Genomic DNA, 22,886 nt, shown 5'->3' on the forward strand with positions numbered 1-22,886 from the left:
GCCGAAATTACTTTTTCTTGGCAGCGGTTTTTTTGGCGGCAACGGAAGCCTTGAAAGCCGTACCAGCCGTGAACTTCGGCACGGTGGTAGCGGGAATCTTGAGCGTGGCGCCGGTCTTGGGATTCTTGCCGGTGCGCGCTGCGCGCTTTGCGGACTTGAAGGTTCCGAAACCCACGAGCGTAACGGACTCGCCCTTGGTTACGGTCTTGACCACTGCGCCGATGATGGCGGACAACGCCTTGTCAGCAGCAGCCTTGGTGATACCAGCTTCTTTTGCAGCAACTTCGACCAGCTCGGATTTATTCATCTAAGTGCCTCCTGTTACCTACTAACGTTTAAGAAAACTGGCCGTCTCGACGGCAGCACGGTAAAAGTAGCACACCTTTTTGAATAAGTGTTGTCCCAGTGCGGGTTTATGGCGGTTCCGGCGTGAATTTTTGTAATTTGGACACGTCATATCGGGCTGTCGAAAACAAGAACCCCGGCATGAGACCGGGGTTCCTTTATGCCCTTGCACTGAAGCTTACTTTTTCTCGGCAGCTTCCTCGGCGGCCTTCGGCTTGTCACCGTGCGAAATCTCCAGCGCGCCTTCGTTCTGCTTGCCGATATGCTGGTCGATCTGCGGCAACTGGTGAGCAATACCCTTGTGGCAGTCGATGCAGGTCTTGCCTTCGTCAAAAGCCTTCGGGTGCATGCGGGCCGGACGGTCGCCCTGCTCGGTGTAGTCCATGTACGAGTAGTTGTGGCAGTTGCGGCATTCGCGGGAGTCGCTGGCCTTCATGCGGTCCCATTCATGCTGCGCCAGCTCGTGACGCTTCTTGTTGAACTTCTCCGGGGTGTCGATGGTGCCGAGGATCTTGTGCAGGACTTCGTTGGAAGCCTGAATCTTGCGGATCATCTTCGGGCCCCACTCCTTCGGCACGTGGCAATCCGGGCAGGTGGCACGGACGCCGGTCCGGTTGGTGTAGTGCACCGTGTTCTGATACTCGCGGAACACGTTCTCTTCCATTTCATGGCAGGAGATGCAGAAGGATTCCTTGTTGGTCGCTTCCAGAGCCCAGTTGAAGCCCCCCCAGAAGACAATACCGGCAACGAAGATCAGCAGGACCGTGACCAGGCCGATGCGCTTGACCCAGGCGGGCATGTATTTTTCGAGACTCATCATTCCCCCTTCTTGGCGGCTGGTTTGTAGGTATTCTCGACCAGCGGCTTGGCGTCGTACTGCGGCACGTGGCACTGCATGCAGAAATAGCGGCGCGGCGAGATGTTCTTCAACTTGTTGTCCTCACGGTCGAGGTAGTGCGACTTGGCAACCTTGGTGGCGCCGGTTTCCTCGGCACGCTCCTTGGAGTGGCAATCCATGCACTTGTTGAAGTTCTGGGTGATGTTGTAGCCCTTGACGCTATGCGGGATCAGCGGCGGCTGCTTCTGGAAGTTGCGCTGAATGCTCTGCTGATCCTTTTCCGGCTTGAACATGTTGACCTTGGAGTTTCCCTCGATCGTCACGCCGCCAATTTCGTTGACCAGTTCCTGCGCACTGGCCATGCCGATGCCGCCCAAGGCGATGCCGGCAGCCAGCGCCAGAGTGGTAATCAATTTCATCTTTTCACCTCCGAGTGGCGACCGGCAGATGCCGCCGGCCGCTGTTCGTTATTGTCGTTGCGGATATCAGGCCTTGGTCACCTTGACCGCGCACTTCTTGTAGTCCGTTTCCTTGGAAATCGGGCAGGTCGCATCCAGGGTCAGCTTGTTGACCAGGCGACCGGCATCGAAGAACGGGATGAAGACCAGGCCGCGCGGCGGCTTGTTGCGACCGCGCGTTTCGACGCGCATGGTGACCTCGCCGCGACGGGAGGCGATCTTGACCTCCATGCCGCGCTGCAGGCCGCGATCCCGCGCATCGTCCGGGTGCATGAAGACGACGGCGTCGGGGAAGGACTTGTACAGTTCCGGCACGCGGCGGGTCATCGAACCGGTATGCCAGTGTTCCAGCACGCGGCCGGTGCACAGCCACAGGTTGTACTCCTTGTCCGGCATTTCCGGGGGATCCTGGTACGGCAGGGCGAAGATGATCGCCTTGCCATCCTTGTGGCCATAGAACCTGACGCCTTCGCCCTTTTTGACGTACGGGTCGTAGCCTTCGCGGAAGCGCCACAGGGTTTCCTTGCCCTCGACCACCGGCCAGCGCAGGCCGCGGGCCTTGTGGTAGGTGTCGAACGGCGCCAGGTCGTGGCCGTGGCCGCGACCGAAAGCGGCGTATTCCTCGAACAAGCCCTTCTGGACATAGAAGCCGAAGTGCTTGGATTCGTCATTGTCGAAGCCGGCCTGCGTTTCCTTGACAGGGAACTTGTTGACCGTCCCGTTGGCATACAGGGCGTCGAACAGGGTCTTGCCCTTGAGCTTGGGTGCCTTGGCGAGCAGTTCGGCCGGCCAGACTTCTTCCATCTTGAAGCGCTTGGCGAACTCCATGACCTGCCACAGGTCGGAGCGGGCTTCGCCCGGTGCCTTGACCTGCTGGCGCCACATCTGGGTGCGGCGCTCGGCGTTGCCGTAGGCGCCTTCCTTCTCGACCCACATGGCGGTCGGCAGGATAAGGTCGGCGGCCATGGCGGAAACGGTCGGGTACGGGTCGGAGACGACGATGAAGTTGTCCGGATGGCGCCATCCCGGGTACAGCTCCTGGTTGATGTTCGGGCCGGCCTGCATGTTGTTGTTGCACTGCTGCCAGTAGAAATTGACCTTGCCGTCCTTCAGGGCGCGCGCCATGGCCACGGCGTGCAGGCCGATCTTGTCGGGAATGGTGCCTTCCGGCAGTTGCCAGAGTTCCTCGGTGTGCTTGCGGTGCTCCGGATTGGTGACGACCATGTCGGCCGGCAGACGGTGGGCGAAGGTGCCCACTTCGCGCGCCGTGCCGCAGGCGGACGGCTGACCGGTCAGCGAGAACGGGCTGTTGCCCGGCTCGGAAATCTTGCCGACCAGCAGGTGCACGTTGTAGATCATGTTATTGACCCAGGTGCCGCGCGTGTGCTGGTTGAAGCCCATGGTCCAGAAGGAGACGCACTTGACCTTGGGATCGGCATACAGCTCGGCCATGGCGATCAGGTCCTTGGCCGGCACGCCGGAGATCTTGGCGACCTTGTCGGCCGGGTAGTCGGCGACATACTTCTTGAAGTCGTCGAAGCTCATGTCGTCGGCCTTGCCCGGATTGCCCTTCGGCTTGCCATCTTCACCCGGATAACCGTTGTTGGTCGCCTTCTTTTCCAACTCGTGGTTCGGACGCAGGCCGAAACCGATATCGGCTTCGCCCTTCTTGAACTTGACGTGCTTGCTGACGAAGTCCTGGTTCACCTTGCCGGTCGAGATGATGTGATGGCAGATGAAGTTGAGGATCGCCAGGTCGGTATTCGGCTTGAACACCATCGGGATGTCGGCCAGTTCGAACGAACGATGCTCGAAGGTGGACAGGACGCCCACCTTGACGTTCTTGTTCGACAGCTTGCGGTCGGTGATGCGCGTCCACAGGATCGGGTGCATCTCGGCCATGTTCGAGCCCCACAGGAAGAAGGCGTCGGCATGCTCGATGTCGTCATAGCAGCCCATCGGCTCGTCGATGCCGAAGGTGCGCATGAAGCCGGCCACGGCAGAAGCCATGCAGTGACGGGCATTGGGGTCGAGGTTGTTGGAACGGAAACCGGCCTTCCACAGCTTGGAGGCGGCGTAGCCTTCCCAGACCGTCCACTGGCCGGAACCGAACATGGCGATGCCGTTCGGGCCCTTGGCCTTGAGCGTCGCCTTGCACTTCTCTTCCATGATGTCGAAGGCCTGCTTCCAGGAGATCGGCTTGAAGTCGCCGTTCTTGTCGAACTTGCCGTCCTTCATCCGCAGCATCGGCGTCTTGACGCGGTCCGAACCGTACATGATCTTGGACAGGAAATAGCCCTTGATGCAGTTCAGACCCCGGTTGACCGGTGCGTCCGGGTCGCCCTGGGTGGCCACCACGCGGCCCTCCTGGGTGCCGACCAGCACGCCGCAGCCGGTGCCGCAGAAGCGGCATGCGGCCTTGTCCCAGCGGATGTCGTCCTTGCCCTGCGCCAGCGCCGTTCCCGGAGCTGCCATCCCGGCTGCCGACATGGCCGCCGCGGCCGCATTGGCCTTGATGAAATCGCGTCGATTGAGTTTCACGCCTGTACCTCCTCGGTTTCTACTGATTCGTCGTCGCTGTACTGATAAACCATGGCCACCGTTGCGACGCCGGGAACACCATGCAGGGCTACATATTTATTGGCAGCCGATTCCAGATCGTCGTCTTCGAGCACGACGACCATTTTTCCCTCTGGAGATTCGGCATGAATTTCCAGCCCCGAAAGCGCCAGCAGTGCTTCGCGCGCCTCCGCCAAACGGGCTGGTGCAATGTGCAGAATGGCACTGGAAATATTCATGTTGGACAAGCTCCTGAAATGCTGACGGCAGCGCCGGCTGCCACGGGGCGTAATCTCTCCGAATAGTAGGGTTATTCACTTGATTTGAGTCAATTCCACCCGGACGAAAGATTCGCACTAATACCAACGACCAAGAAAAACTAGTGCTTTCGTACTATGCCCGCAAAAGAGCATCTCTCCTTGCCCCATTCCCGGACACTATCGCCAACATTGAAGCAATCAATTGGATCAATGCGCAAGGCTTACCTAAGATTCGTTCTGTCCTAACCGTAGCAACGCATCCAAACCCAAGCAAGGAGAAAAGCAATGTCTCTCATCAACACCCAGGTTCAACCGTTCAAGGCCCAGGCTTTCCACAACGGCAAGTTCATCGAAGTCAGCGACGCCAGCCTCAAGGGCAAGTGGTCCGTCCTGATCTTCATGCCGGCCGCCTTCACCTTCAACTGCCCGACCGAAATCGAGGATGCCGCCAACAACTACGCCGAATTCCAGAAGGCCGGCGCCGAGGTGTACATCGTCACCACCGACACCCACTTCTCGCACAAGGTCTGGCACGAAACCTCGCCGGCCGTCGGCAAGGCCCAGTTCCCGCTGGTCGGCGACCCGACGCACGCCCTGACCCGCGCCTTCGGCGTGCATATCGACGAAGAAGGCCTGGCCCTGCGCGGCACCTTCGTGATCAACCCGGACGGCGTGATCAAGACCGTTGAAATCCACTCCAACGAAATCGCCCGCGATGTCTCCGAGACCCTGCGCAAGCTGAAGGCCGCCCAATACACCGCCAGCCACCCGAACGAAGTCTGCCCGGCCAAGTGGAAGGAAGGCGAAAAGACCCTGGCGCCGTCGCTGGACCTGGTCGGCAAGATCTAAGCCCCCAACCGCCAACAGAGAACCATAAAAAAGAGAAACCCGCCGCTGCCCGGCGGCGGGATTTCAGCGCAATGCCCCGACCAGCGGTTCATTGCAGTGAAATCCAGAACGGGAGAGAAACCATGCTCGACGCCAACATCAAGGCCCAGTTGTCGGCCTACCTCGAAAAACTGCAACGTCCGATCGAACTCGTCGCCTCCTTCGACGACAGTGCCAAGGCCCGCGAAATGCGCGACCTGCTGGTCGACATCGCCGGCCTCTCCGCCAAGGTCAGCCTGCGCGAGAACGGCAATGCCGCCCGCCGCCCCTCCTTCGCCATCGGCCTGCCGGGCGAAACGCCGCGCATCCACTTTGCCGGCATCCCGATGGGCCATGAATTCACCTCGCTCGTCCTCGCCCTGCTGCAGACCGGCGGCCACCCGCCCAAGGTCGAACAGTCGGTCATCGACCAGATCAAGGCCCTGCCCGGCAACTTCGACTTCGACACCTACATCTCGCTGTCCTGCCACAACTGCCCGGACGTCGTGCAGGCGCTCAACCTGATGGCCGTGCTCAACCCCGGCGTGACGAGCACGATGATCGACGGCGCGATGTTCCAGGACGAAGTGAACGCCCGCCAGATCATGGCCGTGCCGACCACCTACCTGAACGGTGCCGAGTTCGGCGCCGGCCGCATGCTGATCGAGGAAATCCTCGCCAAGGTCGATACCGGTGCCGCCGCGCGCGCCGCCGAAGAACTCGGCAAGAAGGACGCCTTCGACGTGCTCGTCGTCGGCGGCGGCCCGGCCGGCGCGGCTGCGGCCATCTACGCCGCCCGCAAGGGGATCCGCACCGGCATCGTCGCCGAGCGCTTCGGCGGCCAGGTCATGGATACGCTGGGCATCGAGAATTTCATCTCGGTCAGCCACACCGAAGGCCCGAAGCTGGTCGCCGCGCTGGAACAGCACGTCAAGGACTACGAGGTCGACGTGATGAACCTGCAGCGTGCCGCCAGGTTGACCCCCGGCGAACTGATCGAAGTGGAACTCGACAATGGCGCCACGCTGAAGAGCAAGTCGGTCATCCTCGCCACCGGCGCCCGCTGGCGCGAGATGAACGTGCCCGGCGAAAAGGAATACAAGGCCAAGGGCGTCTGCTTCTGCCCGCACTGCGACGGCCCGCTGTTCAAGGGCAAGCGGGTGGCGGTGATCGGCGGCGGCAACTCCGGCGTCGAGGCGGCGATCGACCTCGCCGGCATCGTCGCCCATGTCACCCTGCTCGAATTCGCCGATACCTTGCGCGCCGATGCCGTGCTGCAAAAAAAACTGTACAGCCTGCCCAACGTCACGGTCATCAAGTCGGCGCAGACGACGGAAGTCACCGGCGACGGCCAGAAGGTGAATGGCATCACCTACAGGGATCGCGTCAGCGAGGAAGTCCGCCACGTCGAACTGGAAGGCATCTTCGTGCAGATCGGCCTGCTGCCGAACACCGACTGGCTGAAGGGCAGCGTCGAGCTGAGCCGTTTCGGCGAAATCGAGATCGACGCCAAGGGCCACACCTCGGTGCCCGGCGTCTTCGCCGCCGGCGACTGCACCACGGTGCCGTACAAACAGATCGTCATCGCCATGGGCGCCGGTGCGACGGCGTCGCTGTCGGCCTTCGACCACCTGATCCGCAGCTCGGCGCCGGCCTGATCCACCGACAGTTCAAACGAATGGCCAGCGGGCGGCTTACCGCCCCTGGCCATTTTTCTTTTCGCCGCCCCGCGCTAGCGCCTGCTCTAAATTCGAAAGCCGGAAATGGCCAGTTTCAGCTCGCTGGCCGACCGGTTGAGCAACGCGGCGGAGGCATTCATTTCATGCGCCGTCCTGGCCGCGCCCTCAGCCCCCTGGGAAATCTGCTCCATGTTCCGGGCAATGTCGGTACTGGCGGCGCGCTGCTCTTCGACGGCAGCCGCTATTTCCGCGACCCCATTGCCCGACACGCCGACCGATTCGCGCGCCTGATTGATCGCCCGCTCCACGTCGCCGGCAAGTTTCGCGCTTGTTTCGATGGCTTTCAGGCCATTTTCGATGGTGCTGCGCACGGAAGTGCTTTGCTTGACGATGGCCTGCGCCACGATGTCGATTTCACCGGCGGAACTGCCGGATTTTTCCGCCAGTTTGCGCACCTCGTCGGCAACGACGGCGAAGCCCCGCCCCTGCTCGCCGGCCCGCGCCGCCTCGATGGCCGCGTTGAGCGCCAGGAGATTGGTCTGATCGGCGATTTCCCTGACCTCCCGAGTCAAACCGGTGATGGCATCGGTGCTCTTGACGAAGGCCTCGACCGCGCCGGCGATCATGTCCACGCTGCCCTGGATTTCCGAAATCTCGCTGACCAGTTCGCTGACCTTCCGGTTGCCTTCGGTCGTATTGGCGATACTTTCCCTGGCCTGACGACGAACGTCGCCAGCGGTGTCGCTGACCGTCGAGATCGACACCGTCAACTGCTGCATCGCCGCGGCATTGGCCGACACGACATCGAGCTGCGACGAGGAGTTGCCGTGCAGCCCGTCGGCCTGCCTGGCCAAGGTATCCGCTGAATCGTGCACCTTGAGGGTGGAGTCGGCGACCAACCTGAGCAGTCCCTGCAAGCGCTCCATCATGCCGTTGAAGCCGCGTGCGATATCGCCGAATTCGTCCTTCCGGTTCGCATCGGCGCGCGCGGTCAGGTCGTTGGTATCGGCGATATCCTTCATCGTCGCCTCGAGTGCGGCCAGCGGGCGGTTTACGGCCCGTCCCAGGCTGATGCTGATCGCAAAACCGATCGTGATGGCCAGCAAGCCGCCGACCAGTAGCGCGGTGCCGACCATCGAGATGGTTTCGGAAATTTTCTGGCTGCCCTGGCTGGCGAGATTGGAGACGACCCGGTCGACATCGCGCATCGCCGGCTCGACCTTGCGGAAGGCATTCCTGACTTTTTCCGCGGCCTGGGGATCGTCGGCAGACACGGCTTCCATCAGCTTCCAGCCCTCGACCAGCTCGTTGACGGTCGCCACGGTTTCCGGAGCCGCCGGCGTCTTCCCATTCCTTATCGCCACCCCCTGCAGGGCATCCAGATCGGCCGCGATCGACTTCCTCAAGCTGGCCAGGTCGCTGCCGCCCAGCATGGACGGGTCGGCTTGCACGAGCAGGTATCGCTGCAGGCCGATACTGATGTTTTTCGCCAGCACGGTCCCCGGCAGCAGCGTTTTCGGATAAAAGCCCGCCAATGTCGCGGAGAACTGCAATCCAACATAGCCGCCTGCTGCCGTCAGCACGACCAGCGCCACGATAGCTCCGAGCGACAAACGGATAAGACGCGTAATACGCATAGATGATTCCTGAGATGTAAGTGTGGATGAACGCCTGCCCGGTCTGTCTATTGAGGCTTTCCCCGCAGCCCTTGCGCCAGGCACGCCCTCGGCGCGCAGGCATGGCATTGCCCCTTGCGTCCATTGGAGCATCGGGCAAATGGAACTCTTATCCCCCGCTCGGGGGGACGCATGCATGGCATTGGCCGGCCCGGCCTTGGGCGGTAGGAGAACCTGGCGGCCAGCTGCCGATTGCGGCCGACATGTCCGCGCAACGTGGCGAACACCAGGGCCGTAAAGAGGCCGGAAAGCAAAAAGCCCAGCCGGTGAGGGCTGGGCTTTCGCTTGAAACTTTGGTGGTGATGGGCAGAATCGAACTGCCGACCTATGGGTTATGAATCCGACGAAGCGCGCCTAATCGACAAAATTGATATACGTTGATTTTCATGTGTACTCACGCACAAAGGCTCACCAAATATAGGTTTCTAGCCGAATTCATGGCGATTAACCCTATGGTCAAACATTGATTAAAGTTGATTGGCGTCCTAGAATTTGAGTACACAATGAGTACACGAGGCGCCGGCATGGGCAAAATCAACCTGACCGCAGGACGAATTGAGTCCTTCAAATCCGAAGGTGAAACTCAGGCCTTTTTATGGGACTCACAGGTCAATGGACTAGCTGTTCGAGCAGCACCGCGAGGACGAAAAAGCTACATCCTTCAGGCTCGGTTTAACGGCAAGGTAATGCGTCTCACGATTGGCGATGTCACCGCCTGGGCAATCGAAGAAGCACGCGACAAGGATGGCAACCTTGTTGTTCCCGGCGCCCGTCAAGAAGCCCGGCGCCTGCAAGCTCTCATTGACCAGGGCATTGACCCTCGGCAGCACAAGGCCGGGAAGATTGCCGAAGCTGAGATAAAGCTCGCTGAAGAAGAGGCAAAGCGAGAAGAATCCCAACGAATGGAAGCTCTGGCACTCGATGCGTGGAACGTCTATATCGAGGCAAGAAAGAGTAAGTGGAGCGCCAACCACCTTGCAGACCATGAGAATGTCGCCAAGGAAGGTGGCCAGAAACGCACTCGGGGGCGTCGCCCTGGGGAGCCGGAACTAACACAGCCAGGAGCGCTGCGCCCGCTGCTGCTCAAGCCGCTTGCTGCAATTGATGCTGACACCGTGCGGGAATGGCTTCAAGGCGAATCCATAAGACGCCCCACCCATGCACGGCTTGCATTTGGCCTGCTGCGCGCCTTCCTGAACTGGTGCAGCGACCAAAAGGAATGCCGGGACATGGTCCACGCTGACGCCTGCGCACCGCGCATTGCCAAAGACCAGCTACCGAAAAAAGCAGCAAAGGATGACTGCCTGCAACGCGAACAGCTTCCAGAATGGTTCAAGCAGGTCCGCAGCATCAAGAATCCGGTCATCGCAACGTATCTGCAAATGGCACTCCTGACAGGCGCCCGCCGTGAAGAAATTGCCGGGCTGAGATGGACAGATATCGACTTTCAGTGGAACACAGTACGGATGCACGACAAGGTGGACGGCGAACGTGCCATTCCACTGACACCTTACGTCAAGGCACTGCTGAAGAGGCTGAAAGTGGTCAATGACACCCCGCCCCCGAAGCATCGCATCATCAACGGGAAGAAAATAGAGAACGACCTAAGCGGCTGGAAGCCGCCGCAATGGGTATTCGCCAGCAAGACAGCCAAATCTGGACGCCTTCAAGAGCCGCGGATACAGCATACAAAAGCCTGTGCTGTTGCCAGCATCAAAGGACTGACCATCCATGGCTTAAGGCGCAGCTTCGGCACCCTGGCCGAGTGGGTAGAGTGCCCAGTCGGCATCGTGGCGCAGATCCAGGGCCACAAGCCAAGTGCAACAGCGGAGAAGCATTACCGCGTTCGCCCCATCGATCTGCTTCGGATGTGGCACACGAAAATCGAGCAATGGATCCTGAACGAGGCCGGAATCAAGCCACCAATGGAAAGTGATGCCCCATCCCTTTCGCGCCGCTCGGTTGCAACTTAACCCCACCCCGGCAAAAGGCAAATTTATTAACGAATGCTCTGCGAAACAAGGCCGAACGAAATTTACTCTTCCTGTAGATCGTGGGATTCTTAAACTAGGCATTCGGCATGGCAACGTCACTCACAGCCGAATGAAATTCCAATAGAATAATTTACAAGCTTTATGCGCAACTGAAATGAAAAAACATGCATGAACCGGCTAGTGCGAAAGAAATTCTAGAATTCATTTTTGCCTGCAAAAGACGAGATGAACTTCTACTTGATTATCTACAACGCGAGGAGTGGACACCTGCGATCGGATCGATGATCGTTTGTGGCGTTCGCCCACCTCCAGGCAAATGCAATACGATTCCAGACACAGGTTTCGGAATAGATGGCCTCGAACTCGCCAATCACTCAACTCGCCTAAAAAACGCCCGCAACCTACTCGCAAATTGGCGTGAAGAATACGAGGAAAATGATTACCCTCATCGAGGTGAAGTTTCACCTCATGCATTCATCGAATGGTGTTTCGATTGTGGCTATATCACTGACTGGGTCCGACTAATTGGAAGCCTATATGAGGAAAATATCGAGCCAAAAATCTCGATAGCTCATGGCGGAATTTCTGATATTGAGCGCCTCACAATTCTCCCGCGCTCATTGATGTCCGCACTCATTGAGACGGCCCAATCGCCCCCAGTTCTCAAACATAGCCTGCGTGAAGCCGTCGCACCCAGTGAGGCGATGTCGATAGCCTCGCCCCCCTCGAACCCAAAACCGGATTATGGAACAAAAAATCACAAGCGAGTCTTATCAAAAAAGAAGCCGATCACACGTGTGATCGAGTTGGCAATCGAAAACGCAAAAGACCCAAACAACACAGAAAGTATCTGGCTTGCTCTGGTCCAACTGGCCAAATCCATTCCCCGGCCAGAACCGCTAATCGGATATGTTCACGGCGAAGGCATTAAGTGGATTAATGAAGAAAAAAGTGATGACGATGTCCAATATTTGACGAAATCACTATTTGAACGACGCCTAGAAACAAATCTAGGGTTCACCATCGCAAAGAAGGCCACAAAGGGCGATTAATGCCAGATTACCCAGCAGGCGCTGGTCTATATCCAGAAGCTCTACCGGCTTGAACGGGAAGTCGCCGGTCTGGAACCCGACGAACGGCGACGAATACGCTAGGAAGAAGCCAAGCCGATTCTGGATGAATTCCACGATTGGCTGACCCGGCACCGATTGCAGGTGCCCACGGATCATCGACGGCACCAAAGCGATCGATTACAGCCTCAAGCGCTGGACGGCACTCGCCCATTACGTCGGCGAAGGTCAGGTGCACATCGACAACAACTGGATCGAGAACCGCATTCGGCCAGTAGCTACAGGCCGATAGAACTATCTATTCGCCGGCGGCCTGCGTGCCGGGAAGCGGGCGGCCGCCATCATGAGCTTATTCCAGTCCGCCAAGCTCAACGGACACGCCCCCTTCCTCTACCTGAAGAACATCCTGTCTCGGTTACCAACTCAGCCCAATAGTCGGATCGGCGAACTGCTCCCGCATCGATGGCTTCCCGAATCCGCCGCCTGAATCAGAAATCAACCTGTATTCGCCGGGTGCTTACGAAGAACCAACTCCGCCACAACCGGACATACTTTTTTACGGTTCTTAATTTTTTTGCGTTTTTTCCCGTGCCTTTGGCCACGGATAGCATTGCTTTACGATCCGCTCCAGTGATCTGCGATGAAATATATGTATGGCTGACAAGCAATTTATCGCTCACGACGCAGATGTTCTCACCTTTGCAGGAGCAACCATGAAATATCCCTCCCCCTGTCGCGATGATCCAGTTGAACCCTACGGGACGACTGCTGAATTTGCGGCAAAAAACTTAGTTAAACCGCAGACCGTTCGCAAGCAACTCTGTCAGACAGGAAGTTATTTCGGCACCAAGCCCAAAAAACTAGTAAATGGGCGCTTATCTTGGCCTCTTGGCTGACCGCACAGCAAAACACTTTGCATAGCAAAGTCCTATTTTAAGGAGGATAGAAAACGATAGAACCTATTCGGCAAAAAACAATATCGAAATCGAAACATTAAAGAAAGGAGAAACTCAGTAAAACTGTTTTACCCATAGGCATAACGCGATCTAGGGCCCGGATCCACACATGCCAGCACTTCCGAAATCGAATCCACGCTGTGGATCGAAGTATTTGCATCATCCTTTTTTATAGGGTTCAACTTTTATGAACACAAACGAACTGCCATCGGCTGCATTTGTTTGCAACCACTCTCCGAATTTCAACGCTTCAAGCGCATTGGCAAGCGATTTAGCAATAACCCCTCGCCAAAGCCCATTCCCCATTTACTGCCTGCCAGCTGTTTCTCAAGGATCTGCCTGGGAACTGATCAACAACGTTGGCATCCCTCCGGAAATGGCTGCCACAACGCTTTTATCTTGCATGGCGGCATCTGTTCAAGGTTCCTTTGACGTAGAGCCAGTCCCTGGCATGCGTGTACCGCTGTCCTTGATGACGTTGATCGTCGCTCCTAGCGGGAGCGGAAAAACTGTTGTTGAAAATCGACTTACTGCCGGCATCAAAAAATTTGAAGGCGAAATGCGCGAGAAATACGATCGCGACTGGGTTCAGTACCAGTCCGCCATGGACGCCCATACGGCCGAGCGCAAAGCCATTTTGGGTCTACTGAAGGAACAAACCAAAGCCGGCAAGGACACTGAGTACGTGCGCCAACAGCTCTCCGAGCTCGATAGCAATTCCCCCCCCGTGCCCAAACTGGCCAAAATCATTTCCAAGAACACGACCTTGGCCGGAATTGAAGATAGCGCTTCATTAAATTGGCCGAACATTTTTGTGTCTCAGGATGAAGCAGCTCATTTTCTTGAAAAGCGCTTCGAGGATCTGATCAGCATTGCCAACTCAACTTGGTCCGGTTCGCCCATCTCCGTCGATACCAACAAGCGGAAGCTTTTTGTCAAAGAGCCTCGAATCACATGGCATCTTCAGGTGCAACCGAAAGCGTTCGAGCGATTCATGAGGAAGGCGGGCATCAGGTTCCTGGATGAGGGATTATTGCCACGGACTCAGTTCACCTATGTCGAGCCCAGTCAGTACCAGCCGGGAACATTGGTCAATCAGCAGTGGGCTGCAACGGATGTATTCAACGAACTCTGCTACGAGCATCTGCTGGCAAGCGTGAGCGAAACAGGTATACCCGTTGCAAAAAATGTACTCAAGCTCGATGCACAGGCGCACGCCTTGTTGGACCAGGAGCGTCAGCGCATCAACTCGATGAAATCCCCTGGTGGCCCACTCTTTTACCAACAGGAGTTGTGCGCCAAAGCCTCTGATACGATTATTCGAATCAGCGCCATCAACCACGTCTTCAACAACGGCGTGGGTGACATTCCCGCTCAATGCGTGATGAACGCAATCGAAATTTTCACGTGGTTCGCAAACGAGCAAATCCGTGTGTTCACCCCGGCGCCCAAACCTCCTCAAGAATGGTGCGATGCCAATCTGTTACTGCGCTGGCTCGCAAATTTCGTACGTACGCACAACCAGCTCTGCATTCAGAAGAATCACCTGCTGAAGCAAGGTCCTCGCGCAACCCGTAGCTCAGCACGTCTCAATGCCGCATTGCTGCTGTTGTGGCAACAGGGGATCCTTCAAGAACACGTTCCGGAAGGATCAAAGGCCACATTCATTCTCTTGCACCCGAATGCGTTTCAGCCATACCAAATCGCTCAGCTCCTCAACCAGAACCTCGCTTTTCCAAGTTAAGAGGTGAAACAGGTGGCTACAGCGGCGACAGTCGCCGCTGTAGCCATGCGTTGGGGCAAGACTGTGCTCAATTATGAGCCCGCTAATAAATGCTCGCCGATTGAAAAATTATTTTTCGATCCCTCCTTTGAGGGAAAGCGGAACGTTGTCGAGCAAGCCTTCGAATCCAAGTCGTAAGTGACGGAGGGGCGTCCAACCCCGCAGACCACACCGCCGAGGGTCACAAATGTTCACGAGGCCCCGAGATTCTCATCAACTGCTATTTTTCCAAGGAATTGTAATGATCAAGATTGATATTGATACGTTGTCTACGTGGGGGCATGAGTACGTCAAATCCACGGCATTTTCGGTAAAGAATGACACGCAATGTGTGTTGCAAGCCACGCGTGACACCGAGGCGGCTCATCATCTATTTGGAACTCATCGAGTTGTACTTGAGATGGTGAACTCAACCAAGCCGCCATTTACCGTTCAAGTATCGAAAAATGGCGAAGAGGAAGCTCACATGGACTCAGTGGGGGAGTTGGTTTTTGGTTTGCTGAATTGTCTTGATCGCGGAGAGTTTTCAGAATCTTTTCCGCTGCATGAACTCAACCCGGCTTTTGTGCGCTTGTTCGAGATGATCGATGAACGCCGGTTGATCGACAAAGTCACGTCGCTAACGTGGCCTCTTGATACCGAATCAAAGCACTCGCTGGTCACCGAACTGAACAGCTTTGTTTATGACTACCGGGAAGCGTTTCACAGTGAAGCGTTTGAGGAGCGCATGAACACCTACCTGGCACGCTCTACTGAAATGGAGCACGGATTACTCAGCCTCATTGACGACGCCTTTCAGCGTACCTCACAGGTCATGGCAATTCGCATAGACCTTGGGTACAAACACCCAGAGTCAGTGCCCGATGGCCAAGGATTCGTGGATCTCGAGGAGGCGATAGCACATCGAGATGTGTTGCTGATGGCATTGAGAAACGTCTTCGATGAATCCCTCGTCTCGTGTGCCTGGAAACTCGAGCACTGCCGTGAGAAGGGTTACGGCCACCATGTGCTGTTCCTTCTCGATGGGTGCAAAGTTTCAGACGATGTTGCAACAGGGGCTGTAATCGGCGATGCATGGGATGTTGCTGTGACCAAAGGTGCAGGCAACCACCTCTGCTATAACGCGCACAAGCAAATCTCCAATGCGCATTCCCTTGGTGTGATTTCGCGCCGCCACACCAAAGTCATTCGCTCATTCAAGGAGCAAGTCGTGATTTCCATGGCGAGGGTAGAGTATTTTATGCAGATTCACTCAGGGTTGGCTGATCAGGCATTTGGCGTGGTGCGTTTTGAGCCAATCGATAAAGGCTGCTCTGGACAATTGACTAACTAGGTCGGCGTCCTTATTTTCGATTTGCCATATTTCATGATTGCGGATCTCCCCCCCAGCCTGGAGATCCGCCTTTCAATTGTTCGAGAGGCACCAACTCCGCACTTGGCAGGGGAAAGCATGCCCTCCATCACTCCGCATCATTTGCCACAACTCAGTATGTGCCTAAGAAATTCAAAGCACCTGGAGATTCGGGAGGTGAATTTCTGTATACGAACCATTGTGGGGATAAAAAAATAGGCGCCCATTTAGGTTAATTAATATTATTATTAATATATACATTTAAATAACCTGTCACAATATCCAACACCGAATTAACCTCATATTATTCATATCCACCATAATCTTTCAGCGATATTGAGAAATCAACTTCCGGCCAACGTGTTTCAAGAGAGCGTAATTTTTTAATGATCCGTATACATAGTTTGGCAATTACGCCAAACAACATTCCGGATAATTAAAATGAACGAATCAAGAAACAGCCAGCGCATGATGGATAGCACCGCGACTTATATCGACGATCTTTTCGATATCTATTCAAAAATGGATTTCATACGCCTGGATCTGAGTTACACCAAGGAACATGCCAGAGAGGCATCGCTGGAGGATATTAATCAGGATCTGACGCACTTACTCAACAATAGACGGACCAAGCCTTCTATTTTCAAGAATATGGTTGGCCACATTTTTAAAAAAGAATTTACCGAAGACAAAGGTCCGCACATTCACAGCCTTTTTATATTTGACGGACAAAAGGTTCGTAAAGACGAATTTATAGGGGAAAAGATCGGCAAATACTGGAAAAACGAGATTACCGACGGAAAAGGCATCTACTACAACTGCAACCGAGAGAAAGACAAATACGCATTCTGCGCGCTGGGCACGATCGATCACACGGATGATGCTAAGCGGACAGTCCTGAAGGAGAAGGCCATTGCCTACCTTTGCAAAGAGGAGCAGAGCGTTGGCCCAATCAAGCAGTCTGGAAATGAGCGCTCATTTACTCGAGGGATCGCTCCTCGAAAAAAGAGCAATGCTGGAAGGCCTCGACTCTCTGAAATGCATGCTACTGAAGACGGATCTCAGGAGGAACACAACGATGATTCAGACTTCCAGTAATCTGAGCACTGAGTGACTGGCAAAAACAATAGTACTTGGCCTCATCATGGAGGCCAAGTCTTTGAATGCTGAAATCACAGCCCGGATGTTGGACAAAGCGGCCAATTTTTACAGCCTTCTGCGGTTTAGAGTTCGATCTGGGCCATCGTATGTGCCGGACGTTGCCGGCTACAGGTAGCTGCATCAAAGGCCAGCGCTGCAATTTTTGAAATTGACTGATCATGATGCGACTCATGCAGAAGCGCAACTGGGCCGGGCAAATGTCGCATTTGCCCGGCCCGCCGTCAGCCTTACTTCTTCATTTCGTCCTTGGCCATGCCATCCTTGGCCATGCCGTCCTTCTTCATCGCGTCTTTCTTCATGGCATCTTTCTTCATGCCGTCCTTGGCCATCGAATCCTTGGCCATCCCGTCCTTCTTCATTTCGTCCTTGGCCATGTGGTCCTTGGCCATTGCATCCTTCTTCATCATCTCGTCGGCAAAGGCGCTGCCGACGGAAAGCATCAAGCAGGAGGACATCAGGACTGCGGCGATCTTTTTCATGGTATTTACCTCTTTGAAGAGTGTTGCTTGGCGAAAATGCCGGGTGATCAGGGCAGCCGAAAAAATCAGCTGCCACCGAACCAGTTGTACCCCTGGTCTTCCCAGTAGCCCCCGGGGTAGTTATTGGTGACGAAAATGGCCTGGATGTGCTTCGGGTTCTTGTAGCCGAGCTTGGTCGGCATGCGCAGCTTCATCGGGAAGCCATAGCGCGGCGGCAGCGTCTGGCCGTCGTAGCTGAGGGTCAGTTGCGTCTGCGGATGCAGCGCGGTCGCCATGTCGATGCTGGTGTAGTAGTCGTCGGCGCACTTGAAGCCGACGTACTTGGCCCCCAGGTCGGCACCGACCCGGCGCAGGAAGGTGGCGAACGGCACGCCGCCCCACTTGCCGATGGCGCTCCAGCCCTCGACGCAGATGTGGCGGGTGACCTGGTCGACCTGCGGCAAGGCATGCAGCTCGTCGAGCGTCCAGGCGTGCTTGTCGGCGACCAGGCCGCTGACTTCGAGGCGGAAGGCGGCGGCATCGACCTCGCGCACCTCGTCCTCGTCATAGTAGGCGTTGAACGGGAAGGGACGGGTCATCATCGATTCCGGATAGGTCGGCGCCAGCAGCTTCGGATCGAACAGCCAGCCCTGGACCTTGTCATTGAAGCGCGACATCGTCAGCAGGGCGGCCTCGACGCTCTCGTCGTCGGTGATCGAGCAGCCGGTAAGCAGCGCCAGCCCGCCCAGCGTCATCGAGCGTTGCAGGAAGGCGCGGCGGGCCGGCAATTCGATGTACTTGCCGACATCCTTGAAGGCGTCCTTGAGCACGCGGTCGCCGTTGGCGAGCATCGGGCGGTTCTTTTTCGGCAACATGCTTGACTCCTTAACGACCGCGGATCATCGCGACCAGCGTGCGGGGCACCAGCGCCACCATGACCAGATGAACGCCGACGAAGGCGACCAGGGCGCTCATGGCAATGAAATGGATGCGCCGGGCAGCCTCGTAGCCGCCCAGCAACTCGCGCAAGACCGGGAACTGCACCGATTTCCACAGCACCAGCCCGGAAAGCACGAGAACGATGGTGTCGGCAATCACAAACAGGTAGGCCGCCCGTTGCACGGCGTTGTAGTGGCTCAGGTCGTCATGCGACAGCTTGCCCTTGAGGGCCGCCAGCAGATCGGCCACTATGGCGCGGGGCGACAGCGAAAAGAACTTGCGCCGCAGGCGGCCGCTGAAGATATTGAAAGCTAGGTAAATCAGGCCGTTGGCCGCCAGCAGCCACATGGCCGCGAAATGCCATTGAATTGCCCCGCCCAGCCAGCCGCCCAGCGCGATTTCCTTGGGAATGACGAAGGGAAAGATGGGCGAGGCGTTGTAAATCCGCCAGCCGCTCATGACCAGAATGACGACGGCGACGACGTTGACCCAATGCGTCACTCGCAACCAAGGTGGATGAATGACGGCAGTCTCTTTGCTCATGGCGTTCCGTTTAGATTTTGCGTCGGTTGGTAGATAAGCTGCTTTGAGATAATTGCTGCAGCGTTCTATGCGAGGTAATTCGTCGCGAGTTGGCGATCGGTTACAGGCTCGGGCAAAATATTTTTTGATCTGCTGCCAATATTTTTCCGGCAGTTGTAACCAAAGGCATACATGCAACGAATAAACAGAGAAGAAGGCTATCGTGCGAAGGAAGATCGCCTGAAAGATTTGTTCGTGCGTGGCCTGGCCGGCAACAATGCGGCGTACCAGACGTTTCTCGGCGAGTTGAGTTCGCACCTGCGGGCTTTCCTGCGCAAACGCCTGATCCGCCTGCCAGACGAAGTGGAGGATCTTGTGCAGGAAGCCCTGCTCGCGGTGCATAACCAGCGCCATACCTACGACCCCAGCCAGCCGCTGTCGGCCTGGGTACAGGCGATTGCCCGCTACAAACTGGTCGACCTGTTTCGCCGGCGGGCCATTTACGAACAGCGCACCGATACGCTGGATGACGGCATGGATTTGTTCTCCTCAGCCGATGCCGAGGCCGCCGAAGCACGGCGCGACCTGAACAAACTGCTGGCCGATTTGCCTGATCAATTCCGCCTGCCGATCATGCACACCAAGTTGGAAGGATTGTCTGTCAGGGAAGCGGCTGATTTGAGTGGGATGTCGGAATCGGCTATCAAGGTTGGCGTCCACCGCGGCTTGAAAGCGCTCGCAGCAAAGATACGAGGTGCCCAATGAAAACTGAAGACTTGATCACTATGTTGGCTACGGGAGCTGGTGCAGTCGAGGCACCCGCCGCCGCACAGCGCTACGCCCTGGCCATTGGCTGGGGCGCGACGGGTGCCACGCTGCTCATGCTCGCCCTTTTGCAGGTTCGTCACGATCTCGGGCATGCGCTCTTGCTGCCGATGTTCTGGGTCAAAGTCGGATTTGTCGGCTGTGTTGCCGCAGGGAGTCTATTTGCTGTGCTCCGCCTGTCGCGGCCCGGTGCGAATATTAACTGGGTGCCGGTCGCGCTCGGCCTTCCTGTCTTGGGTATGTGGACCATCGCTGCCTTTACGCTGATCGAGGCGGAGCCGATGGAACGCTCGAAAATTTTCTTTGGCGATACTTGGAAATCCTGCCCTTTACTGATCGCCATGCTCTCGGCACCGGTGTTCGTTGCCGTGCTGCGCACGATGAAGGACCTCGCACCGACCCGGCCTCGGCTAGCAGGTTTTGCTGCTGGTCTGCTTGCCGGGGCCGTTGCCGCCGTCGTCTATTGCCTGCACTGCCCCGAACTGGGCGCGCCATTCATTGGTTTCTGGTATCTGTTGGGAATGCTCATCCCTGCAGCGGCAGGATTTTCGTTTGGGAATTCACTACTGCGCTGGTAGCCTTTTCGAAGCATCGTTTCCGATTTAGATGTGCCGTTTACTTGAGTGGCCGACGATACGCTAAAAAATTCTCTCCGTTTTTAAAGGAATCTACCTTGCCACTTAAACGCATCTTTCAATCTTTAGACTTTGTACAGCCCACGATGGATGAAGAACCAAAGCGATCAGTCATTACCGAATCTACTGATGCTGTCGTAGTTATGTGGCACCTGCTTCCGGGGCAACGCATTCGACCACACGTTCATCCTAACGGACAGGACACATGGATTGTCATGTCTGGTAGCGGCGACTATTCACCCTGCGATGGAGTAACGACCACGCCAATATCGTGTGGACAAATTGTGGTGGCACACTCAGGGCAGGTACATGGTGTCCTCAATAACACGAATGAGCCGCTTCAAATTCTTTCGGTTGTTTGTCCAGCGAACGCAGGTTACGTATTGGCCTGAGGTGCAACCAATACGAATTTCACCTTGTGAATCCATAATACCAATCCCTGTTCGGCTCTGATCGAACACAGAAATTGAATATGAAAGTAAATCGGCCCGCCCTGCAAATTGCCGGACTGTATGCCTTGATTGGTATCAGCTGGACTATTTTTTCAGATCAAATCCTACTCGCATTGACCCCGGATTTGCTTGTTTTCTCGTGGATAGGCACGTGGAAAGGTATTGCGTTTATCTTTGCCACTGCGTGCGTCATTTACTTGATTGCAAAGCCGCGAGTGCGTATTGAAAGTCGAGCGTCATGGAATGGCGTCAGTGAGCCGGGAGCAGGTTCGTTGGTTCTTATTTTTGCGGTTTTGGCTGGAGTAATTTTGCTCGCTGGTTTTGTGCTGGTGGCTCAAATGACAGCAAAACAACGGGATAGTGAAATTGAACGTTTACAAGCCATTGCCGATCTCAAGGTCAGTCAAATCTCGGCTTGGCTTGCGGAACGTGACGCCGATGCCAAAATGATTTTCAACGATGATTCTTTGGTCAATTCGTATCTGGAGTGGCGGCAGTCGGAGTCAACTCTAGCCCGACGCCGCCTTGAGGAGCGACTCCATGCCTATAAGAAATCTAAAGACTATATTGAGGTCGTTTTGCTCGGTATCGATGGTGATCAATTCTCGACTAATGCAAATTCAGGAATATTGACCAAGCTTCCTGCTGTGCAGGCGGCAGTGAAAGAAGCCCATACAACGGGCCAGTTTATAAATACTGATCTCTATCTAGACGACGAAGGAAAACTGGGGCGGGTACATCTGGATTTTGTGGTGCCGTTACGCTCGGGGAGCATTAAGCAAGAACTTACTGTTGTGATACGAACCGACCCCAATCGGTTTTTATTTCCATTTATCCAGTCATGGCCCATACCAAGTGCGACCGCTGAAACACTGTTGTTTCGCCGTGAGGGTAACAACGTTTTGTTTTTGAATGAGTTGCGGCACCGTTCGGATACATCTGTACGCTTGCGTGTTCCGGTGGATGAAAAAAATTTGCTGGCATCTCAAGTTCTTCGCGGAGAAGCACTTCCTGATCAGGCGGTTGAAGGTGTGGATTACCGAGACATTCCTGTGTTGGGCGTTGTGAAAGCCATACCCGGAACCCCATGGTTTCTCGTTGCAAAACTTGATAAAGGCGAACTCTATGCCGGGGCCAAGCGAGATGCCGGCTGGATTGCCTTGGCCGACATCCTGGCGTTGATCGTAGCTGCAGTAGCCACTATTTTCATACGTCAGCGAGACGAACTTCGACATGCAGCAATCCAGCGCCAGGATCAAGTGGAAAAACTTCAAGCATTGCAGTTGCTTGAAGCGATTGCCGAAGGCTCAAATGACGCGATATACGCAAAAGATTTCAATGGACGCTATCTCTTACTTAATCGTGAGCTTTGCCGTTTTCTGGGTAAGAGTCGCCAAGAATTATTGGGGCGAGATGATCGCGAAGTTTTCCCCGCCGAAGATGCTGAAAGGATCAGGGGCGACGATCAGAAAGCCATGCGAAGTGGGCTCATCGAGAGTGCAGAGGAATCATTGCCGACAACAGGCGGTCGGCGTACTTTTCTAACAACCCGAGGTCCATTGCGCGACCAGGAGGGGCGGGTAATCGGCGTTTTCGGCATAGCGCGCGACATCACCGAAAGAAATTTCCAGGAGCGAGAGATTAGAGCAGGGGAGTCTCGTTTTCGGGCCATCTTCGATGGAGTGAACGATGGAATTGTTCTCCACGACGTCGCCAATGGCGTGATCTTGGAGGGCAATGTTAGGGTTACGGAAATGTTTGGCTATGGTCGTCAAGAAATTAGACACCTTACACTTGCCGATTTAAGTTCAAACACGACGCCATTTACGCGAGACGTGCTTTCAAAATGGCTTGAGCGGGTTAATCAAGGAGAATCACCCGTTTTCGAATGGATGGCCAGGCACAAGGACGGACATCTCTTTTACGTTCAGATTAGTATGCGAATGGCTGAAGTATCAGGTAGATCATGCGTGCTAGTGCTGATACGCAAACTGCGCGATCGGGACGAACTTAACCAAATATCTATTCACCTGTAATTGGGTAATTCAACAACCCATG

At 55.8% G+C, this 22,886-nt stretch carries 21 protein-coding genes and 1 pseudogene; 13 read left to right on the forward strand and 9 right to left on the reverse strand.

Annotated features, from left to right (window positions below):
• Positions 1-7 precede the first annotated feature (7 nt).
• From Q0P59_RS07970 to Q0P59_RS07990, 5 genes are all read right to left on the reverse strand, one after another.
• The gene (locus Q0P59_RS07970) at positions 8-307 is read right to left on the reverse strand and encodes an HU family DNA-binding protein (protein ID WP_117609634.1); all 300 of its coding nucleotides are present in this window, start codon (positions 305-307) and stop codon (positions 8-10) included.
• Between the two features lie 216 nt (positions 308-523).
• The gene (locus tag Q0P59_RS07975) at positions 524-1,162 is read right to left on the reverse strand and encodes a NapC/NirT family cytochrome c (protein WP_295005369.1); all 639 of its coding nucleotides are present in this window, start codon (positions 1,160-1,162) and stop codon (positions 524-526) included.
• Complete coding sequence (locus Q0P59_RS07980; RefSeq protein WP_295005371.1) at positions 1,162-1,602, reverse strand: nitrate reductase cytochrome c-type subunit; 441 nt, start codon at positions 1,600-1,602, stop codon at positions 1,162-1,164. The genes Q0P59_RS07975 and Q0P59_RS07980 overlap by 1 nt, the downstream gene beginning before the upstream one ends.
• A 66-nt stretch (positions 1,603-1,668) precedes the next feature.
• A complete protein-coding gene (gene napA, locus Q0P59_RS07985) occupies positions 1,669-4,182 on the reverse strand; it encodes a nitrate reductase catalytic subunit NapA (protein ID WP_295005373.1) in 2,514 nt (837 codons plus the stop codon).
• Entirely contained in the window at positions 4,179-4,439 is a 261-nt protein-coding gene (locus Q0P59_RS07990) for a chaperone NapD (RefSeq protein ID WP_150427139.1), read from the reverse strand. Before Q0P59_RS07990 ends, napA begins: the two co-directional genes overlap by 4 nt.
• A gap of 306 nt (positions 4,440-4,745) precedes the next feature.
• Between Q0P59_RS07990 and ahpC the strand changes: the two genes are divergently transcribed.
• The gene (gene ahpC / locus Q0P59_RS07995; protein ID WP_295005376.1) at positions 4,746-5,309 is read left to right on the forward strand and encodes an alkyl hydroperoxide reductase subunit C; all 564 of its coding nucleotides are present in this window, start codon (positions 4,746-4,748) and stop codon (positions 5,307-5,309) included.
• 122 nt (positions 5,310-5,431) lie between these two features.
• On the forward strand, positions 5,432-6,985 hold the full coding sequence (gene ahpF, locus Q0P59_RS08000) for an alkyl hydroperoxide reductase subunit F (protein WP_295005378.1): 1,554 nt from the start codon (positions 5,432-5,434) through the stop codon (positions 6,983-6,985).
• An 86-nt stretch (positions 6,986-7,071) separates the two neighbouring features.
• Here the strand turns inward: ahpF and Q0P59_RS08005 are convergent, their stop codons facing one another.
• Entirely contained in the window at positions 7,072-8,643 is a 1,572-nt protein-coding gene (locus Q0P59_RS08005) for a methyl-accepting chemotaxis protein (RefSeq protein WP_295005380.1), read from the reverse strand.
• Positions 8,644-9,206: 563 nt separating this feature from the next.
• On the opposite strand from Q0P59_RS08005, the gene Q0P59_RS08010 reads away from it, so the two are divergent.
• From Q0P59_RS08010 to Q0P59_RS08040, 7 genes and pseudogenes are all read left to right on the forward strand, one after another.
• Positions 9,207-10,655 carry an integrase family protein gene (locus tag Q0P59_RS08010; protein ID WP_295005382.1) on the forward strand — a complete coding sequence of 483 codons (1,449 nt, stop codon included), beginning with the start codon at positions 9,207-9,209 and terminating at the stop codon, positions 10,653-10,655.
• A 185-nt stretch (positions 10,656-10,840) separates the two neighbouring features.
• Positions 10,841-11,728, forward strand: a complete 888-nt coding sequence (locus tag Q0P59_RS08015) for a hypothetical protein (protein WP_295005384.1) — start codon at positions 10,841-10,843, stop codon at positions 11,726-11,728.
• Positions 11,729-11,731: 3 nt separating this feature from the next.
• Positions 11,732-12,233 (forward strand): annotated as a pseudogene (locus Q0P59_RS08020) (transposase); the annotation flags it as partial.
• Positions 12,234-12,399: 166 nt separating this feature from the next.
• Positions 12,400-12,642 carry a hypothetical protein gene (locus Q0P59_RS08025; RefSeq protein ID WP_295005386.1) on the forward strand — a complete coding sequence of 81 codons (243 nt, stop codon included), beginning with the start codon at positions 12,400-12,402 and terminating at the stop codon, positions 12,640-12,642.
• A gap of 247 nt (positions 12,643-12,889) precedes the next feature.
• Positions 12,890-14,446, forward strand: coding sequence for a DUF3987 domain-containing protein (locus tag Q0P59_RS08030; protein ID WP_295005388.1), 1,557 nt, complete (start codon positions 12,890-12,892; stop codon positions 14,444-14,446).
• Positions 14,447-14,726: 280 nt separating this feature from the next.
• A complete protein-coding gene (locus Q0P59_RS08035; protein WP_295005390.1) occupies positions 14,727-15,818 on the forward strand; it encodes an inovirus-type Gp2 protein in 1,092 nt (363 codons plus the stop codon).
• A 459-nt stretch (positions 15,819-16,277) separates the two neighbouring features.
• Positions 16,278-16,934: an inovirus-type Gp2 protein gene (locus tag Q0P59_RS08040; protein WP_295005392.1), complete on the forward strand. Its 657-nt coding sequence runs from the start codon at positions 16,278-16,280 to the stop codon at positions 16,932-16,934.
• Positions 16,935-17,224: 290 nt separating this feature from the next.
• Here the strand turns inward: Q0P59_RS08040 and Q0P59_RS08045 are convergent, their stop codons facing one another.
• The 3 genes from Q0P59_RS08045 to Q0P59_RS08055 all read right to left on the reverse strand — a co-directional run bounded on the left by Q0P59_RS08045 (position 17,225) and on the right by Q0P59_RS08055 (position 18,937).
• On the reverse strand, positions 17,225-17,476 hold the full coding sequence (locus Q0P59_RS08045; RefSeq protein WP_295005394.1) for a pentapeptide MXKDX repeat protein: 252 nt from the start codon (positions 17,474-17,476) through the stop codon (positions 17,225-17,227).
• A 65-nt stretch (positions 17,477-17,541) separates the two neighbouring features.
• Complete coding sequence (locus tag Q0P59_RS08050) at positions 17,542-18,330, reverse strand: molybdopterin-dependent oxidoreductase (protein WP_295005396.1); 789 nt, start codon at positions 18,328-18,330, stop codon at positions 17,542-17,544.
• Positions 18,331-18,340: 10 nt separating this feature from the next.
• The gene (locus Q0P59_RS08055) at positions 18,341-18,937 is read right to left on the reverse strand and encodes a cytochrome b/b6 domain-containing protein (protein ID WP_295005398.1); all 597 of its coding nucleotides are present in this window, start codon (positions 18,935-18,937) and stop codon (positions 18,341-18,343) included.
• A 171-nt stretch (positions 18,938-19,108) separates the two neighbouring features.
• Between Q0P59_RS08055 and Q0P59_RS08060 the strand changes: the two genes are divergently transcribed.
• The 4 genes from Q0P59_RS08060 (at position 19,109) to Q0P59_RS08075 (ending at position 22,864) form a co-directional block, all read left to right on the forward strand.
• The gene (locus Q0P59_RS08060; RefSeq protein WP_295005400.1) at positions 19,109-19,681 is read left to right on the forward strand and encodes a sigma-70 family RNA polymerase sigma factor; all 573 of its coding nucleotides are present in this window, start codon (positions 19,109-19,111) and stop codon (positions 19,679-19,681) included.
• Positions 19,678-20,319 (forward strand): DUF1109 domain-containing protein, encoded by a 642-nt coding sequence (locus tag Q0P59_RS08065; protein WP_295005402.1) that lies wholly within the window; start codon positions 19,678-19,680, stop codon positions 20,317-20,319. The genes Q0P59_RS08060 and Q0P59_RS08065 overlap by 4 nt, the downstream gene beginning before the upstream one ends.
• 143 nt (positions 20,320-20,462) lie before the next feature.
• A complete protein-coding gene (locus Q0P59_RS08070) occupies positions 20,463-20,768 on the forward strand; it encodes a cupin domain-containing protein (RefSeq protein ID WP_366090468.1) in 306 nt (101 codons plus the stop codon).
• Between the two features lie 80 nt (positions 20,769-20,848).
• Positions 20,849-22,864: a PAS domain S-box protein gene (locus tag Q0P59_RS08075; RefSeq protein WP_295005404.1), complete on the forward strand. Its 2,016-nt coding sequence runs from the start codon at positions 20,849-20,851 to the stop codon at positions 22,862-22,864.
• The last annotated feature ends 22 nt before the right edge of the window (positions 22,865-22,886 follow it).

Source organism: uncultured Dechloromonas sp. (genome assembly GCF_945957265.1).
Classification (GTDB): Bacteria; Pseudomonadota; Gammaproteobacteria; order Burkholderiales; family Rhodocyclaceae; genus Azonexus.

Coding starts and splice junctions, on each gene's coding strand:
- Q0P59_RS07970 (WP_117609634.1), bottom strand. CDS start 307: ATGAATAAATCCGAGCTGGTCGAAGTTGCTGCAAAAGAAGCTGGTATC.
- Q0P59_RS07975 (WP_295005369.1), bottom strand. CDS start 1,162: ATGAGTCTCGAAAAATACATGCCCGCCTGGGTCAAGCGCATCGGCCTG.
- Q0P59_RS07980 (WP_295005371.1), bottom strand. CDS start 1,602: ATGAAATTGATTACCACTCTGGCGCTGGCTGCCGGCATCGCCTTGGGC.
- Q0P59_RS07990 (WP_150427139.1), bottom strand. CDS start 4,439: ATGAATATTTCCAGTGCCATTCTGCACATTGCACCAGCCCGTTTGGCG.
- ahpC (WP_295005376.1), top strand. CDS start 4,746: ATGTCTCTCATCAACACCCAGGTTCAACCGTTCAAGGCCCAGGCTTTC.
- ahpF (WP_295005378.1), top strand. CDS start 5,432: ATGCTCGACGCCAACATCAAGGCCCAGTTGTCGGCCTACCTCGAAAAA.
- Q0P59_RS08005 (WP_295005380.1), bottom strand. CDS start 8,643: ATGCGTATTACGCGTCTTATCCGTTTGTCGCTCGGAGCTATCGTGGCG.
- Q0P59_RS08010 (WP_295005382.1), top strand. CDS start 9,207: ATGGGCAAAATCAACCTGACCGCAGGACGAATTGAGTCCTTCAAATCC.
- Q0P59_RS08015 (WP_295005384.1), top strand. CDS start 10,841: ATGCATGAACCGGCTAGTGCGAAAGAAATTCTAGAATTCATTTTTGCC.
- Q0P59_RS08025 (WP_295005386.1), top strand. CDS start 12,400: ATGGCTGACAAGCAATTTATCGCTCACGACGCAGATGTTCTCACCTTT.
- Q0P59_RS08030 (WP_295005388.1), top strand. CDS start 12,890: ATGAACACAAACGAACTGCCATCGGCTGCATTTGTTTGCAACCACTCT.
- Q0P59_RS08035 (WP_295005390.1), top strand. CDS start 14,727: ATGATCAAGATTGATATTGATACGTTGTCTACGTGGGGGCATGAGTAC.
- Q0P59_RS08040 (WP_295005392.1), top strand. CDS start 16,278: ATGAACGAATCAAGAAACAGCCAGCGCATGATGGATAGCACCGCGACT.
- Q0P59_RS08045 (WP_295005394.1), bottom strand. CDS start 17,476: ATGAAAAAGATCGCCGCAGTCCTGATGTCCTCCTGCTTGATGCTTTCC.
- Q0P59_RS08050 (WP_295005396.1), bottom strand. CDS start 18,330: ATGTTGCCGAAAAAGAACCGCCCGATGCTCGCCAACGGCGACCGCGTG.
- Q0P59_RS08055 (WP_295005398.1), bottom strand. CDS start 18,937: ATGAGCAAAGAGACTGCCGTCATTCATCCACCTTGGTTGCGAGTGACG.
- Q0P59_RS08060 (WP_295005400.1), top strand. CDS start 19,109: ATGCAACGAATAAACAGAGAAGAAGGCTATCGTGCGAAGGAAGATCGC.
- Q0P59_RS08065 (WP_295005402.1), top strand. CDS start 19,678: ATGAAAACTGAAGACTTGATCACTATGTTGGCTACGGGAGCTGGTGCA.
- Q0P59_RS08070 (WP_366090468.1), top strand. CDS start 20,463: ATGGATGAAGAACCAAAGCGATCAGTCATTACCGAATCTACTGATGCT.
- Q0P59_RS08075 (WP_295005404.1), top strand. CDS start 20,849: ATGAAAGTAAATCGGCCCGCCCTGCAAATTGCCGGACTGTATGCCTTG.